Raw genomic sequence first — 15,111 nt, 5'->3', positions numbered from 1 at the left:
GCGCTACCGTCGGTGCAGGGCGGCCGGAGGGGAACCGAGGGGAACCATCGCGTGGGGATCGAGAGCGACCAGCTCGTCTACGACTATCTGAGCCGGGTCGGAGACCTGGCCCAGCAGCAACAGCTGTCCTCGGGCGCCCGGATGCGGCTCGTGGCGGCACTGCGCACCGAGATCGACCGGCAGCGCGGAAGCCAAGGCACGGACACGCCGGCGGCGGTGCGGCGCATCATCGGGAGGCTCGGCACACCGGACGAACTGGTGGCCGCGGCGGCGAGGTCGGGGGACGGGACCGTGATGCTGCCGGAGGCGACGAAGGACGGGAAACGGGGCGATCCGGAGCCGCGGGGGATTCCACGGCCGCGGAGAGGGACCTTCCGGAAAGAGAGTTTGCGCAAGGGCGCGTCGGAGGGGTACCCGGGGGCGGGTGGGGTGCCTGGGGCGCGTGAAGCGCCTGAGGGTTCTGGGGCCTCGGGGGCCTCTGCGGCTTCTGCTGCTTCGAGGGGGGACGGGCCGTTGCCGCCGCACATGGCGGGGACGGATGAGCTCGGAGCGTCCGGGAGCGAACCCGACTGGTGGCGTATCGAGCCGGGGCCGTTCGGGGACGGGGTGCGGGTGCCGGGGTTCACCGGTGGGGTGGAGATCCCGGACCTTCTGAAACCGCCGTCGCCGGCGGAGGAAACGGAAGCGGCTGCCGAGGGCGAGGCGGAGGGCGACGGGAATGGTTCCGCTGCTGAGGACGGCGGGAGTGAGGGCGCGCGGAGGCGTCGGCGGCCGCGGATCCGACGGCGTGCGCCACGGGAGAGCGCGGGGTTCCGGTTCGCCCACCCGCTGCTGCTGCTCGCCGCCGGGTTGCTGGTCACGGGTGCGGTGATGGGATCCCTGCTGGCACTCGCGGGCGGCTGGCTGATCGCGTACAGCTCGCGCACGCTCTCCCGCACGGAGGCGAAGCTGGCCGCGATGGGACTGCCCGGAGCGGCCGTGGCGGGCGGCCTGGTCTGGCTGTGGGGACGGATGGACGGGCGCTGGGGCGAGCCGATTCCGGAGGACGGGATGGCGGATGCGCTGACCGGCCTGTGGCCGGTGGTGGTGCGGGCGGCTGCGGTGGCCTCGGCGGTGTTCCTGGTGTGGCGGGCGGGGAAGCGGGTGGGGTAAGCGGGTGCGGGGCCCCTGGGCGGGGCGGGGCGGGGCGGGGCGGGGGTGCGGTGCGGGGCCCCGGACCGGGGCGGGGGTTCCGTCCTCAATCGCCGGACGGGCTTGAGATGTGTTGCCCGGCAACAGGGTGGGCCCGCCTCTGCCGGGCGGTGGGGTGGGCGGGGCCCCTCCGGGGTGTCTCCTCAGGACTGGCGCGCAGCCGGCGACGCGGGCGAACCCGGCACGTACGCCAGCCCCTGCGGGGACTCCCCTGCACGGCCCCACCCAGGCATCACCCGCGCCCGCGACCCGGTGGAACGCATTGCCGCTGACGTGCGACGGCCGTGCAGGGGAGTGTCCCCGCAGGACGACGAACGGATACCCGGGCTTCCCCGCGTACCCGCCGAACGTTCGTCGTTCGAGGAGACACGCCGGAGGGGCCCCGGACCACCCACGGGGGCAGGCGACGGTGCCACCAGGGGCCAGGCCGACACCTCAAGCCCGTCCGGCGATTGAGGACGGAACCGGTCACCCCGGACCGGGGTGGGACCACGGGGCCCCCGGTACCACCAGCGGCGAACCCGTCACCGGGTCCGGGACGATCACTGCCTCCAGGCCGAAGACCTTGCGTACGAGGTCCGCCGTGACGATGTCCTCGGGGCGGCCCTCGGCGACGATCCGGCCCGCCTTCATCGCGACCAGGTGGTCCGCGTACCGCGCGGCCTGGTTCAGGTCGTGGAGCACGGTGACGACGGTGCGGCCCCGGGTGCCGTCCGCCGCCGGGGCGGCGAGCTGCCGCACCAGGTCGAGAACCTCCACCTGGTGCGCGATGTCGAGGTACGTCGTCGGTTCGTCGAGCAGCAGCAGATCCGTCTCCTGGGCCAGCGCCATCGCGATCCAGACCCGCTGCCGCTGACCGCCGGAGAGTTCGTCCACCGACCGGTCGCCGAGTGCCGTGATGTCCGTACGCTCCATCGCGTCGGTCACCGCCCGCTCGTCCTCGTCCGACCACTGCTGCCACCAGTGCTGGTGCGGCTGGCGGCCGCGGGCGACGAGGTCGGAGACGGTGATCGCCTCGGGTGCGACCGGGGTCTGCGGCAGCAGCCCGACGGACTGTGCGATCTTCCGCGTGGGGATCTTCGACAGATCGGTGCCGTCCAGGAGCACGGCCCCGCCGCGCGGCTTGAGGAGTCGGCCGAGCGCGCGCAGGGTGGTCGACTTGCCGCAGGCGTTCGGGCCGACGATGACGGTGACCCGGCCGTCGGGAATGGCGAGGTCCAGCTCCTGGACGACGGTGCGGTCCTCGTACGCGAGGGTCAGCTCCCGCGCCGCGAGCCGGCTGGTCGTGGTCGTCGCGGTGTCGGACGTACGGGTCGAGCTCATGCAGTGCCTCCACCACGGCCGCGACCGCCGCCGTGACCGCGGATGATCAGCCAGATCAGATACGGGGCGCCGACCGCCGCCGTCAGCACGCCCACCGGCAGCTCGGTGGGCGAGAAGAGCTTGCGCGCCAGCAGGTCGGCGAAGACGACGATCACCGCGCCGAGCAGCGCCGAGCAGAACAGCGGGATCTGCGCGGTCCGCGTCATGCGACGGGCGATCTGCGGGGCGAGGAGTGCCACGAAGTCGACGGGACCGGCCGTTCCGGTCGCCACGGACGCCAGGATCACGCCGAGTGCGACGAGCCCGAGCCGTACGCGTCCCAGACGTACTCCGAGGGCCGTCGCGGTGTCGTCGTCCATCGAGACGGTGCGCTGGGCGCGGGCGGCCCACAGGACGGCCGGCAGCAGGATCAGCAGCGTCCAGCCGATCGGCGCGGCCTCGGACCAGCCGCGGCCGTTCAGTGAGCCCGTCATCCAGATCTGGGCCTGCTGGGCGACCAGATAGTCGCCCTTCGTCAGGAACAGCGTGGTGACGGACCGCAGTGCGATGGCGAAGCCGATGCCGATGAGGACGAAGCGGGTGGCGTGCAGCCCGCCGCGCCAGGCGAAGACGTACACGAGCGCCGCCGCGGCCACCCCGCCGATGACGGACAGGTACGGCAGCACGGTGTACGAGGTGATGCCGAACGTCATCGCGCCGACCGTGAGCGCGCCCGCGCCCTGGCTGATGCCGATGATGTCAGGGCTGGCCAGCGGATTGCGGGCGACCGTCTGGATCAGCGCCCCGGCGATCCCGAAGGCCGCGCCGACGAGCAGCCCGACGACCATGCGCGGCAGCCGCAGCGTGCCGACGACCAGTTCGTCCGGGGACGGCTGCCCCAGGATCACCTTCATGACCTCGTCGGGTGCGACGAAGCTCTCGCCGACGCAGAGGTACGCGACACAGACGGCGGCCAGCGAGGCGACGAGCGCGGCGGCGACGACGGCCGCCCGCCGGTGCAGCAGGAACCGGCCCCGCGCCCCGATCCGTACGACGTGGTACCCGGCGGGCCGCACCCGGACCGTGGTGTCGCTCATGCGGGCACCGCCTTCCGGCGCACCAGCGTGACCAGGAAGGGAACCCCGATCAGTGCCGTCATCACACCCGCCGGGACCTCGCTCGGCGGGAAGACGATGCGGCCGATGACATCGGAGACGAGCAGCATGACGGGCCCGATCAGTGCGGCCATCGGCAGCACCCAGCGGTGGTCGCTGCCGACGATCGCGCGGGCGATGTGGGGGACGGCGAGTCCGATGAACGCGATCGGGCCGGCCGCCGCGACGCCGACTCCGGTCAGCACGGTGGCCCCGATGCCGCCGACGATCCGTACCGTCGCGACCTTCTGTCCGAGCCCCTTCGCCACGTCCTCACCGAGGGCCAGCGCATCGAGCCCGCGGGCCACGGACAGCACGAGCACGGTTCCGACCAGCATGAACGGCCAGATCTGCTGGGCCACATCGGCCTCGCGCCCGGCGATCGAGCCGGCCTGCCAGAAGCGGAACTCGTCCAGCGCGGACGCCTTGGTCGTCAGCACCGCCATCGTCACCGACACCAGCAGCGCGTTGATCGCGGCGCCGCCGAGGGCGAGTTTCACGGGGGTGGCGCCCCCGCGCCCGCTGGACGCGATGGCGTACACGGCGACGGAGGCGATCGCCGCACCAGCGAACGCGAACCACACGTACCCCGTCAGCGTGTGGATCCCCGCGAACGCGATGGCGAGCACCACGCCCACCGAGGCGCCCTGGCTGATGCCGAGGATGCCTGGGTCGGCGATGGGGTTCCGTGTGATGCCCTGGAGCACCGTGCCCGCGAGGGCCAGTGCCGCGCCGACCATCAGCCCGATCAGGGTGCGTGGCACCCGCATGTTCCGGATGACTTCGGCGGCGTCGGAGTGCCCTCCGTGCAGCAGGGCGTCGATCACCTGGGACGGGGGTATGGAGCGTGCCCCCACGGCAAGACTGAGAAGTACCGCCACCAGCAGCGCCGCGACGGCCGCCGCCGTCGCGAGTGCGCGTCTGGAGCGGCGTGGTGCGGCGGCTGACATCGGACCCAATCGGCAAGCTGGAAGGCATAGCGAGGTAAGGCTTGGCTAAGTCTAAGTGGAGCCCGCCGGAGTCCGAGGGGCGGGAGGGGCCTGCGGGACCAAGGGGTACCGAGGGGTACCGAGGGGCGGAAGGAAGCTGTGCACTCGGCACAATGGGCACCATGGCTCCGCACCCCCTGACGGTCGGCTTCGACCTCGATATGACGCTCATCGACTCCCGGCCGGGCATCAAGGCCGCCTACCGGGCGCTGTCCGCCGAGACCGGGACGCCGATCGATGTCGACCTGGTCGTCAGCAGGCTCGGACCGCCCGTGGAGCACGAGCTCGCGAACTGGTACCCGGCGCACGCCGTGGCCGCCGCGGCCGACCGTTACCGGGAGATCTATCCCGCGTACGCGATCACGCCGAGCCCCGCCCTGCCCGGCGCCCGGGAATCCGTTGCCGCGATCCGCGCGCGGGGCGGCCGGACGATCGTCGTCACCGCGAAGCACACGCCGAACGCCAGGCTCCACCTGGCACACCTGGGAATCGAACCCGACGAGGTCATAGGAAGCCTGTGGGCGGAGCGCAAGGGGGATGCGCTGCGCGAGCACGGCGCGCAGGTGTACGTCGGCGACCACACCGGGGACGTGCGCGGCGCCCGTACCGCCGATGCCCTGTCGGTCGGGGTCACGACGGGCCCGTGCGACGCGGACGAACTGCGGGAGGCGGGCGCGGACGTCGTCCTCCCGGACCTCACGCACTTCCCGGCGTGGCTGCGCACCTACCCGGAACCGGCGTGACCGGCGTCCGTCCCCGTCAGCGTGCGGTCCGCTTGGGGGATGCCGCCCAAGCCGACCGCACCACGCCCGCCGCGGCGATCAGGAACCCCACGCCCATCAGCATGCACAGGGCATACGCGAAGGACGGGAACGGGTCGGTCCCGAGGAACAGCGGAGCCACCGTGACCAGTGTGGCCAGGGCCCCGATGAAGAAAACGATCGCGCCGACGCGGACAAGCCGGTCACCTGCGCCAGAGGAAGGAGTACTCACCCCGTCAGGGTAGTTCCCGCTCCGGAGCCACCGTCCCTTCACCCGGAGTGCGCCGTTTCTGGACAGAGTCCGGATGACCAGGCTTGACGGGGGGTACTGCACCTGTGGAGGCTTCTGCCAGCAGGGGAGCACGACCATTGGACGGCCTGACCTGCTGAGGCTTGGTTCCGGCTTACGGGTTGAGATGGGGTGCGTGCTTTGCCGACTGGCAAGGTCAAATGGTTCAACAGCGAGAAGGGCTTCGGCTTCCTTTCCCGCGACGACGGTGGCGATGTGTTCGTGCACTCGTCGGTGCTCCCTGACGGAGTCGACGCGCTCAAGCCCGGCCAGCGCGTCGAATTCGGTGTCGTCGCAGGTCAGCGCGGAGACCAGGCGCTCTCGGTGGCCATCCTCGACCCGACCCCGTCCGTCGCTGCCGCCCAGCGCCGCAAGCCGGACGAGCTCGCATCGATCGTGCAGGACCTGACAACCCTGCTGGAGAACATCACGCCGATGCTGGAGCGGGGCCGCTACCCCGACAAGGCGGCCGGCAAGCAGATCGGCGGCCTGCTGCGCGCGGTCGCCGACCAGCTCGACGTCTAGGGCCTCTCGTCAGTGGGCGTCCGGCCGTATCCCGTTTACGGCCGGACTCGGAGGGGCTCGCCCCTCTCAGAGCCCGTCGGGTGACCTCTGATCGGGCGGTCACCCGACAGGCTCTCAGCCGAACGACAGAGCATCCGGGCCGAGGGGCGGCACCAGCCCCTCGGCCGCCGCGCGCGTGAGCAGCCCGCGGACCGCCGCATAGCCGTTCTCGCCGAGGTCGGCGGTGAACTCGTTCACATACAGCCCGATGTGCTGGTCGGCGACGGCCGGGTCCATCTCCTGGGCGTGCTCCAGCACGTACGGACGTGACATCTCCGGGTCGTCCCAGGCCATCCGTACCGACGTGCGGATCGACTCGGCCAGCAGCTTCAGCGTCTCCGCGCCCAGTGACCGCTTGGCGATGATCGCGCCGAGCGGGATCGGCAGTCCGGTCGTCGCCTCCCAGTGCTCGCCCATGTCGGCGAGGCTGTGCAGCCCGTAGTTCCGGTACGTGAAACGCGCCTCGTGGATGACGAGACCGGCGTCCACCTTCCCGTCCCGCACGGCGGGCATGATCTCGTCGAACGGCATCACGACGATTTCGCCGACATCGCCCGGCACGACATCCGCCGCCCAGAGCCGGAACAGCAGATACGCGGTGGAGCGCTCGCTCGGAACGGCGACGGTCTTCCCCGTCAGATCCGTACCCGGCTCCTTCGTCAGGACGAGCGGCCCGCAGCCGCGGCCCAGCGCACCGCCGCAGGGCAGCAGGGCGTACTCCTCCATGACCCAGGGCAGCACCGCGTACGACACCTTCAGCACGTCCAGCTCGCCGCGCTCGGCCATGCCGTTGGTGATGTCGATGTCGGCGAAGGTGACGTCGAGGGCGGGCGCGCCGGGGACCCTGCCGTGCGCCCAGGCGTCGAAGACGAAGGTGTCGTTCGGGCACGGCGAGAAGGCGATCTTCACAGCGGTGCCGGGCTTCGCGGTGCCCTCAGTCGAGTCGGTCATGGTGGGTCCAACCTTCCAGTACGGGGGTGAGCTTCCCGAACGCGTCGGTGAGCGCGGCCAGTGCGTCGCCGATGCGCCAGGCGTCCCGGTCGCGCGGGCCGACGGCATTCGACACGGCCCGGATCTCCAGCACCGGTACGCGCAGCCGGTCGGCCGCCTCGGCGACCCCGAAACCCTCCATGGCCTCGGCGACGGCGTTCGGATGTGCGGCGCGGAGGGCGGCGGCACGGTCGGCGCTGCCGGTCACGGTGGAGACGGTGAGGATGTCGCCGGTGACCGCGCCGGTCGCGGCGGCCACGTCCCGTACCAGGGCGGGCGGCGGCTCGAACCGTTCCCGGCCGAAGCCCAGGGCGGTGACGGGCACGAACCCGTCGGGGGTCTCCGCGCCCAGATCGGCGGCGACGATCGCGCTCGCCACGACGAGGGAGCCGACCGGGGCGCCGGGCGCGAACCCGCCGCCGATACCCGCGGAGACCACCAGGCCGTAGGACCCGGAGGCAAGCCCGAACGCGGCGGCGGCGGCCGCGGAGGCCGGACCGGCGCCGCCCGCGAGGACATCGAAACCGCCGGCGCGGTGCAGATCGGCGCCCGGTGCCCGGACCACCTCCGGTCCGTCCGTGAACGCACGCGTGACCGCGTCCCGTTCCACCGGGACAGCGGTCACGACGAGCACACGCACGGGGAGGGTCCTCCCGGGTCGGGAGGGGGTCAGTTGGTCTTCACGAAGGTGAAGTGCCAGATGCCCGTGAGCTTCTTGCCCGTGGTCTCCACGATGCTGATCTGCGCCTTGTTCGTGGTGGTGCCGGTCTGGCTGGAGAAGAAGGCGCTGCCCGGGACGGACCGGTAGGTCTTCTTGTACGGCTCCTGCTCGGCCTGCTGGCCGTTGATGAAGAGGGTCCAGCCGTTGTCCGCGATCTTCGGGTCGACGCCGAAGCGGACCTTGTCGTCCATCGCGACCTTGACGGTGTGCTCGGCCTTCTTGTTGTTGAGGCAGCCCTGGATCAGGGACTCCTTGATGGCGTTGCCGTCGTTGTAGCAGGTTGCCTCGGCACTCACCGAGGTGTCGCCGACCGTCACGGTGGCGAGCGGCGTCGGCTTGTTGCAGGCGGACAGGACAAGGAGTCCCGCGGACACGGCACCAAGAGCGACGCCGATTCGACGGCCCTTACCGGAGAAGAACGCAACGGTCATGGGCCGAAGGCTATCGGTCGCTCCCGCTCACGCCACGCGGGGGTGCGGCGAGCCGCGTCGCGCCGCACTCAGCAGACCCCGTACGGAGGCAGCCGCACCGAGGGCGAGGATCCCCGCGGCGACCGACATTCCCAGTACGCCGTTGAGGGGGAGAGCGATGCCGATACCGCCGCCGACCACCCAGGCCATCTGGAGCAGTGTCTCGGACCGGGCGAACGCCGACGTGCGGACTTCCTCGGGCACGTCGCGCTGGATCGTCGCGTCCAGCGACAGCTTCGACAGTGCCTGCGTGAAACCCGCCACCGCGCTGAGCGCGGCGACCATCACGGTGGAGAAGAAGACCGCGGCGAGGACGGCGACACCGAGCGCCAGCCCCAGCACCGAGGCGATGATCACCTCGGGGCCGCGGGCCCGGAGCCAGGAGCCCATCGCCGTGCCGAGGGCATTGCCGACCCCGGCCGCGACACCGACGATGCCGAGCGAGACGGCCGCGCTCTGCCCGGCGAGCGGGTGCACCCGCAGCAGGAACGCCAGGAAGAAGATCAGGAAGCCGGAGAGCGCGCGATGCGCGGCATTGGCCTGGAGCCCGTGCAGGACGGACGGCCCGACGGTCCGCAGCCCCGGCCGCTTCTCCTTCTCCCCGTTGGTCCTGGCCCTGCCCTTCTTCCCGTTGGCCACGGAGGGCCTGCTGCGGACGGAGGGCTGATGGCTGTGCGGCTCGACCAGCTGGGCGCGGCGTTCGCCCTTCGCCGAGTCGACCTTGTGGGGCAGCGTGAACGCGAGAACGGTGCCGCCGGTGAAGATCAGACACGCGCCGTAGAGCGGCCAGGGCGCTCCGATGGTCTGCAGCCCGGCCCCGATCGGCGCCGCCACGCCCGTGGCCAGAAGCCCGGCCAGGGTGACCCGGGAATTGGCCTTCACCAGGGAGAAACGCGGTGGCAGCAGGCGTGGCACGACCGCGCTGCGCACGACCCCGTACGCCCTCGAGGCGACCAGCACGCCCAGTGCCGCCGGATACAGCTCCAGACCGCCCGTGGCGACCGCGCCCGACATCGTGAGCGCGAGCACCGCACGCGCCAGCATGGCGCCCGCCATCGCGGCGCGGCGGCCGTGCGGCAGACGGTCCAGGAGCGGGCCGATGACAGGGGCGAGGAGGGTGAACGGTGCCATCGTCACGGCGAGGTAGAGGGCGACGCGGCCGCGCGCCTCGTCCGTCGGTACGGAGAAGAACACGGTCGACGCGAGCGCCACCGTGATCATCACGTCGCCCGCGCCGTTCACGGCGTGCAGCTCGATCAGTTTGCCGAGTCCGGATTCGCCGGCGCCGTGGGCGTGGGTCGCCCTGCGGATGCCTTTCGCGGTGCCGGTGAACGGCGCGTGCAGGGCATGACCGATCGTCCGGCCCGTCCTGCGGAGCGGGCCGGACCCGTCGTGCGACCTGGCGGAAGCCACCCCGTCATAGTGCCCCAGCCACTGCGGTAACGAACCGAGAACGGTACGGGGCGCGGGGTACGCCGCCCTGTCGGGTCAGTGAGGACCCTGCCGACAGGGCAATCCTCCGACCGCTCGACCCGGACACGGCAGTGGATACGCCGTCGATTGGGACGGGCAGGTGGGCGGGGAGCTGCGGAGAGGGTAGCGTGCGTAGCGCGCCCCCGGCGGTTGTTCTTGGCCGCGCGCCTCTCGGCGATCCCGCAGAATGGATAGCAGAAGGCGCGCCCGAGGCAGGCACAACGGGTGCGGACGTCGACGCGGCCCCCAGGTCCGCTCCGCCCGCAACCGTCATGGCCGAAATCGATGGATCTGCTGGCGCACTCGTGAGACGGCGTATGGAGAGAAGCGAGACCTGTGAGTGCTGCTACGACGCGAAGCCGTACTGCCCGTACCCCTGCCCCCGACCGTCTGTGCGCCGAGGCGGTAGACCTCGCGCGCGCGGCGGCCGAGGAAGTGGCCGCGCCGGGGGAGGTCGGTGAGCACGTGGGCCTGGTCTCCGAGGGGGACCGGGTCGTCACGCACTACTTCGAGTGCAAGGAACCCGGTTACAAGGGCTGGCGTTGGGCGGCGACGGTCGCCAGGGCCTCCCGCGCCAAGATCGTCACGCTCGACGAGGCGGTACTGCTGCCGGGGACCGACGCACTGCTCGCTCCCGAGTGGGTGCCGTGGAGCGAGCGGCTGCGGCCCGGCGACATGGGACCCGGTGATCTGCTGCCGACGGAGGCGGAGGATCTGCGTCTGGAGCCGGGGTACAGCGGCGAGGAGGAGCCGCTGCCGAACTCGGTGGCCTCCGAGATGTCGGAGGAGATGGCCGACCTCGTCGACGCGGAGGACGCGGAACTCACGACGCGCCCGGAGACGACGAGACGCGGCTCCGTCGCCGCGCTCGCGGAAGAGCTCGGCATGCGGCGGGCACGGGTGCTGTCCCGGTACGGGCTGCATGCCGCGGCCGACCGCTGGGACGAGACATTCGGCGCGAAGACGCCGATGGCTCAGGCGGCACCGGCTTCCTGTGTCACCTGCGCCTTCCTGGTGCCGCTGGCGGGTTCGCTGCGGCAGGCCTTCGGCGTGTGCGCGAACGAGTTCGGCCCGGCGGACGGTCATGTGGTCTCCCTGTCGTACGGCTGCGGTGGGCACTCGGAGGCAGCGGTGATGCCGAAGCCGCCGAAGCCGGCGCCGCACGCGCTGGACACGATGCAGGTGGACGAGTACCCGCTGCGCCCGGCGCGGGACAGCGGATCGGTCCCGGTGGAACCGGATGCGCCGTCGGAGGACCTGGGCCACTCCTGACCCTCCTGGCCGCTCGGGGATCCGGGTTCGCGGTACCCGGGGGGCGCGTGCCGCGGTGCGGCCCCGGGGTTTCCGGTGAGCGCTTTGTCCTCGATCGCCGGACGGGCTTGGTGTGTCGCTCGGGACGGGGTCGATATGTCGTCCGTGCGACTTTCGGTGCGGCGCGGGGAGCGTTCTCGGGGGCGGGATCGAGCCCGTCCGACGAGGGCGGACAAGGCGCGACGACGCGCCGGGATCGCGGTCTCCGTCTCCGCGGACACTTTCAGCTCGTCGACAGGGTTCCCCGTGCCCTGAAGGGGACGTGACCCGGGCGGTGCCGCGCCGGGGGCGTTTCAAGCCCGTCCGGCGATGGGGGACAAGAGTGTCGCCCCACCGTCGCGCCACGCGGGATTGTCGGTCGCGGTACCTTCGGGCGCACACTGGCGGCACGGGTGTACGCACGCACGCGCACACCCCCGCCGCACACGGGTAACGCGTCACCGGACAGAGCGGAGTCAGAGCGTGAGCATGAATGCGACCGAGGGGGCCGATCCGTTCGGGACGGCACGGCTGCGGCGCGGGGTGCTCGACGCCTGGGGCGCCGGTCCGGCCCGGTTCCGGGAGGACGCCAACGCCGAGGAGGACCTCGCGCTCGGCGGCTACCGCGACCGCCTGGTCGTCGAGCTCGCCCAGAACGCCGCCGATGCGGCCGCCCGCGCCGGCGTCCCCGGCCGGCTCCGTCTCACCCTTCACCCCGCCTCGGACACCGGACCCGCCGTCCTCGCCGCCGCCAACACCGGCGCCCCCCTCGACGCCACCGGCGTCGAATCGCTCAGCACGCTCCGCGCCTCCGCCAAGCGCGAGGGACACGAGTCCGCCGTCGGCAGGTTCGGCGTCGGGTTCGCCGCCGTCCTCGCGGTCAGCGACGAGCCCGCCGTCGTCGGCCGGCACGGCGGCGTCCGCTGGTCCCTCGCCGAGGCCCGTGACCTCGCCCGCGAGGCCGCCGTCGGCAGCCCGGGCCTCGGTGACGAACTCCGCCGCCGCGACGGCCACGTACCGCTGCTGCGTCTCCCGCTGCCCGCCGAGGGCACCGCACCGGACGGGTACGACACCGTCGTCGTCCTGCCGCTGCGCGACGGCGTCGCCGAGGACCTTGTCGGACGGCTGCTCGCCGCCGTCGACGACGCGCTCCTCCTGACGCTCGCCGGTCTCGAAGAGATCGTCATCGACACCCCCGAGGATCTGCGGACGCTCAGCCGTTCCCAGCACGGCCCCTACACACACATCAACGACTCCGCGTACGGCACGAATCGCTGGCGCACCGTCGCCCAGCACGGGCCGATCGAACCGGCCCTGCTCGCCGACCGCCCGCTGGAGGAACGGCTGCGCCCGCACTGGTCGGTGACCTGGGCGGTGCCCGTGGACGGGGAAGGGGCGCCGGTGTACCCCCGTACCGCCCCCGTCGTGCACGCGCCGACCCCCACCGACGAGCCCCTCGGCGTCCCTGCCCTGCTCATCGCGTCGCTGCCGCTCGACACCACGCGCCGCCACCCCGCGCCCGGCCCGCTCACCGACTTCCTGGTGCAGCGCGCGGCCGACGCGTACGCCGAACTGCTCGCCGACTGGCATCCGGTGTCCATCGCCACTCTCGACCTCGTGCCCGGCCCGCTCGGCAAGAGCGAACTGGACGGTGCCGTGCGTGGCGCGATCCTGGACCGGCTGCCGCGCGTCGCGTTCCTGGAGCCCGCCGCCCCGCGCGACGCCGCCGCCGAGCCCGAGCAGTGGGATGCCTGGGACGCCGGGGCGGAGAACGTCCGCGTGGCCACCACCGCGCTGCGGCCGATCGAGGCAGAGGTCGTGGAGGGGGTGGGCGCCGAGACCGTTCAGGTGCTTGCCGAGGTGCTGCCGTGCCTGCTGCCCGCGGGACTTGAGCGCCGGAGCGAACTGCGTGCCCTCGGCGTCGCCCGGGTCCCGCTGACCGAGGCGATCGACCGGCTCGCCGGTCTGGAGCGCGAACCCGACTGGTGGCGGCGGCTGTACGACAGTCTGTCGGGAGTCGACCCCGACCGGCTCTCCGGACTCCCGGTCCCACTGGCCGGAGCGGTGGAGAGCGTGGCGAGCACCCCGGACACCGCACCACCCCGCACCGCCATCGGTCCCCGCCAGGTCCTCCTGCCGGTCCCCGACGCCCTCACGGGCCCGGTCCTGGGCCGGCTGGCCCGGCTCGGGCTGAAGGTCGCGCATCCGGACGCCGCACATCCGCTCCTGGAGAAGCTGGGTGCCCTGCCCGCCACCCCGCGCGCGGTGCTGACGACCCCGCAGGTGCGTGCGGCCGTCGCCGGTTCGCTGGACGCCGGCGAGGTGTGGGACGAGGACGCGCTGGACGCGGAGGAGCTCGCGGACACCGTCCTCACGCTCGTCCGGGACGCCGACCTCGCGCCGGGCGACGAGCCCTGGCTCGGTGCACTCGCCCTCCCCGACGAGGACGGCGAACCCGCACCTGCCGGTGAACTCGTACTGCCGGGAAGCCCGTTCGCGAGCATCATGCGCGAGGGCGAACTCGCGCTCTGCGACGAGGAACTGACGGACCGCTGGGGCGAGCAGCCGCTGACCGCCTGCGGGGTGCTGGCCACCTTCGCGCTCGTCCGGGCCACCGACGTCGTCCTCGACCCCGACGAACTGGAGCCGCGCGAAGGTGACTTCGCCGAACCCGACGACGCGGGACTGCTCGACGCCGTCGATGTGTGGTGCGAGGACATTCTCGACCAGCTGCAATTGAGTCTGCCGCCGCGCAGCGGTGACGACGAGGGCTGGTGGTCGGGCGACGGGCGGGCCCAAGTGCCGCCCGTCGCCACCGAGATCGTCGCCGTCCGCGACCTCGACCTCGTCGACGACGATGCCTGGCCGCAGGCGCTCGCCCTGCTCTCCCGGCCGCCGCTGCGCGACGCGCTGACCCAGCCGGTGCGGGTGCTGCTCCCGGACGGCACGACCCGGTCCGTGCGTTCGTACACCGCCTGGTGGCTGCGCGACCATCCGGTGCTCGACGGCCGCCGCCCGGCGGGGCTGCGGGCTGCGGGTGGCGACCCGCGGCTGTCCGGACTGTACGACTCCGCCGACGCGACCGGCTTCGACGACGTCCAGGTGCTGCGCGCCCTCGGCGTACGGACCTCCGTCGCCGCGCTCCTCGACGAGCCGGGCGGTGCGGCGGAACTCCTCGGCCGGCTCGCGGACGAGGACCGCCCGGTCGGCTCCGTACAACTCCACGAGCTGTACACCGCCCTGGCCGATCTCGACCCGGAGCAGGTCACGCTGCCCGACGAGCTGCGGGCCGTGGTCGACGGCGAGGTACGCGTCGTCGACGCGGCCGACGCGTTGATCGCGGACGTCCCCGACCTGCTGCCGCTGACGAACAGCCTGCCGCTCCTGCCGGTGGCCCCGGCGCGCGCCGCGGACCTGGCCGAGCTGTTCCAGGTGCGGCGGCTCGGCGAGACCTCCGAGGCGGAGGTGACGACGGACGGCGAGGAGCACCAGGTGCCGGAGTCGGTACGGATCCTGCTCGGCGCCGGTACCCCGGACACGTACGTCGAACACGGCGAACTCCGGGCGGGCGGCGTCGAGCTGGATTGGCGCCGCACCCCGGACGGGACCGTCCACGCCTCGACGCTGGAGGGTGTCGCGGCGGGCCTGGCCTGGGCGGCGGGTCAGTGGCCACGCCGTTTCGAGGTCGCTGCGCTGCTGCAGGACCCGTCGCGCACCGAGGAGTTGGCGCGCGACCGCTGGTTCGACTGACAAGGTGGGGCGGAACGCGCCAATATCCCGGGCAGGGTCAGGTATTCGCAAAATATCCCCGTGGGCCGCACAACCTTTCACGCGTCTCAAGGGTCTCGTCTGTGAAGCCACCAGGCTTCACAGACGATCCCGGGTTTGCGGAACGGACGATCTCCGCGGGCCCCCCT

General features: G+C 72.5%; 13 protein-coding genes. 5 read left to right on the top strand and 8 right to left on the bottom strand.

Annotation, left to right across the window (positions count from 1 at the left end):
• Nucleotides 1-51 precede the first annotated feature (51 nt).
• Nucleotides 52-1,152 (top strand): hypothetical protein, encoded by a 1,101-nt coding sequence (locus tag OG395_RS25620; RefSeq protein ID WP_327245025.1) that lies wholly within the window; start codon nt 52-54, stop codon nt 1,150-1,152.
• A 507-nt stretch (nt 1,153-1,659) separates the two neighbouring features.
• Here the strand turns inward: OG395_RS25620 and OG395_RS25615 are convergent.
• Genes OG395_RS25615 through OG395_RS25605 form a run of 3 tightly spaced genes read right to left on the bottom strand, consistent with a single transcriptional unit; the run spans nt 1,660 to nt 4,597 of the window.
• Entirely contained in the window at nt 1,660-2,514 is an 855-nt protein-coding gene (locus OG395_RS25615; RefSeq protein WP_327245024.1) for an ABC transporter ATP-binding protein, read from the bottom strand.
• The gene (locus tag OG395_RS25610; RefSeq protein ID WP_327245023.1) at nt 2,511-3,590 is read right to left on the bottom strand and encodes a FecCD family ABC transporter permease; all 1,080 of its coding nucleotides are present in this window, start codon (nt 3,588-3,590) and stop codon (nt 2,511-2,513) included. The genes OG395_RS25615 and OG395_RS25610 overlap by 4 nt, the downstream gene beginning before the upstream one ends.
• On the bottom strand, nt 3,587-4,597 hold the full coding sequence (locus OG395_RS25605) for a FecCD family ABC transporter permease (protein ID WP_327245022.1): 1,011 nt from the start codon (nt 4,595-4,597) through the stop codon (nt 3,587-3,589). The genes OG395_RS25610 and OG395_RS25605 overlap by 4 nt, the downstream gene beginning before the upstream one ends.
• A gap of 152 nt (nt 4,598-4,749) precedes the next feature.
• On the opposite strand from OG395_RS25605, the gene OG395_RS25600 reads away from it, so the two are divergent.
• Complete coding sequence (locus OG395_RS25600; RefSeq protein ID WP_327245021.1) at nt 4,750-5,379, top strand: HAD family hydrolase; 630 nt, start codon at nt 4,750-4,752, stop codon at nt 5,377-5,379.
• Nucleotides 5,380-5,395: 16 nt separating this feature from the next.
• On the opposite strand, the gene OG395_RS25595 is transcribed toward OG395_RS25600, so the two are convergent.
• On the bottom strand, nt 5,396-5,629 hold the full coding sequence (locus OG395_RS25595) for a hypothetical protein (protein WP_327245020.1): 234 nt from the start codon (nt 5,627-5,629) through the stop codon (nt 5,396-5,398).
• A 198-nt stretch (nt 5,630-5,827) separates the two neighbouring features.
• Here OG395_RS25595 and OG395_RS25590 point away from each other — a divergent pair, with 198 nt between their 5' ends.
• The gene (locus OG395_RS25590; RefSeq protein ID WP_037692759.1) at nt 5,828-6,211 is read left to right on the top strand and encodes a cold-shock protein; all 384 of its coding nucleotides are present in this window, start codon (nt 5,828-5,830) and stop codon (nt 6,209-6,211) included.
• 114 nt (nt 6,212-6,325) lie between these two features.
• Here OG395_RS25590 and OG395_RS25585 read toward each other — a convergent pair whose 3' ends face one another.
• From OG395_RS25585 to OG395_RS25570, 4 genes are read right to left on the bottom strand one after another with little or no spacing between them, the layout of a single operon-like run.
• Nucleotides 6,326-7,201, bottom strand: a complete 876-nt coding sequence (locus tag OG395_RS25585) for a 1,4-dihydroxy-6-naphthoate synthase (RefSeq protein WP_266982979.1) — start codon at nt 7,199-7,201, stop codon at nt 6,326-6,328.
• Nucleotides 7,185-7,880, bottom strand: coding sequence for a futalosine hydrolase (locus tag OG395_RS25580; protein ID WP_327245019.1), 696 nt, complete (start codon nt 7,878-7,880; stop codon nt 7,185-7,187). Before OG395_RS25580 ends, OG395_RS25585 begins: the two co-directional genes overlap by 17 nt.
• Before the next feature lie 29 nt (nt 7,881-7,909).
• Complete coding sequence (locus OG395_RS25575; protein WP_327245018.1) at nt 7,910-8,392, bottom strand: DUF2771 domain-containing protein; 483 nt, start codon at nt 8,390-8,392, stop codon at nt 7,910-7,912.
• Nucleotides 8,393-8,419: 27 nt separating this feature from the next.
• A complete protein-coding gene (locus OG395_RS25570) occupies nt 8,420-9,844 on the bottom strand; it encodes an MFS transporter (protein ID WP_327245017.1) in 1,425 nt (474 codons plus the stop codon).
• 396 nt (nt 9,845-10,240) lie between these two features.
• On the opposite strand from OG395_RS25570, the gene OG395_RS25565 reads away from it, so the two are divergent.
• Both OG395_RS25565 and OG395_RS25560 read left to right on the top strand, forming a co-directional pair.
• The gene (locus OG395_RS25565) at nt 10,241-11,176 is read left to right on the top strand and encodes a DUF3027 domain-containing protein (protein WP_327245016.1); all 936 of its coding nucleotides are present in this window, start codon (nt 10,241-10,243) and stop codon (nt 11,174-11,176) included.
• Nucleotides 11,177-11,683: 507 nt separating this feature from the next.
• Complete coding sequence (locus OG395_RS25560; protein WP_327249457.1) at nt 11,684-14,944, top strand: sacsin N-terminal ATP-binding-like domain-containing protein; 3,261 nt, start codon at nt 11,684-11,686, stop codon at nt 14,942-14,944.
• Nucleotides 14,945-15,111: the final 167 nt, after the last annotated feature.

The organism is Streptomyces sp. NBC_01320 (genome assembly GCF_035974375.1).
Taxonomy (GTDB): Bacteria; Actinomycetota; Actinomycetes; order Streptomycetales; family Streptomycetaceae; genus Streptomyces; species Streptomyces yanii.
This window is presented reverse-complemented; position numbering and strand designations above follow the sequence as displayed.

What these genes read in the sequence shown, in the direction of transcription:
- OG395_RS25585 (WP_266982979.1), bottom strand. Translation starts at nt 7,201, where the DNA reads ATGACCGACTCGACTGAGGGCACCGCGAAGCCCGGCACCGCTGTGAAG.
- OG395_RS25600 (WP_327245021.1), top strand. Translation starts at nt 4,750, where the DNA reads ATGGGCACCATGGCTCCGCACCCCCTGACGGTCGGCTTCGACCTCGAT.
- OG395_RS25615 (WP_327245024.1), bottom strand. Translation starts at nt 2,514, where the DNA reads ATGAGCTCGACCCGTACGTCCGACACCGCGACGACCACGACCAGCCGG.
- OG395_RS25560 (WP_327249457.1), top strand. Translation starts at nt 11,684, where the DNA reads ATGAATGCGACCGAGGGGGCCGATCCGTTCGGGACGGCACGGCTGCGG.
- OG395_RS25575 (WP_327245018.1), bottom strand. Translation starts at nt 8,392, where the DNA reads ATGACCGTTGCGTTCTTCTCCGGTAAGGGCCGTCGAATCGGCGTCGCT.
- OG395_RS25610 (WP_327245023.1), bottom strand. Translation starts at nt 3,590, where the DNA reads ATGAGCGACACCACGGTCCGGGTGCGGCCCGCCGGGTACCACGTCGTA.
- OG395_RS25605 (WP_327245022.1), bottom strand. Translation starts at nt 4,597, where the DNA reads ATGTCAGCCGCCGCACCACGCCGCTCCAGACGCGCACTCGCGACGGCG.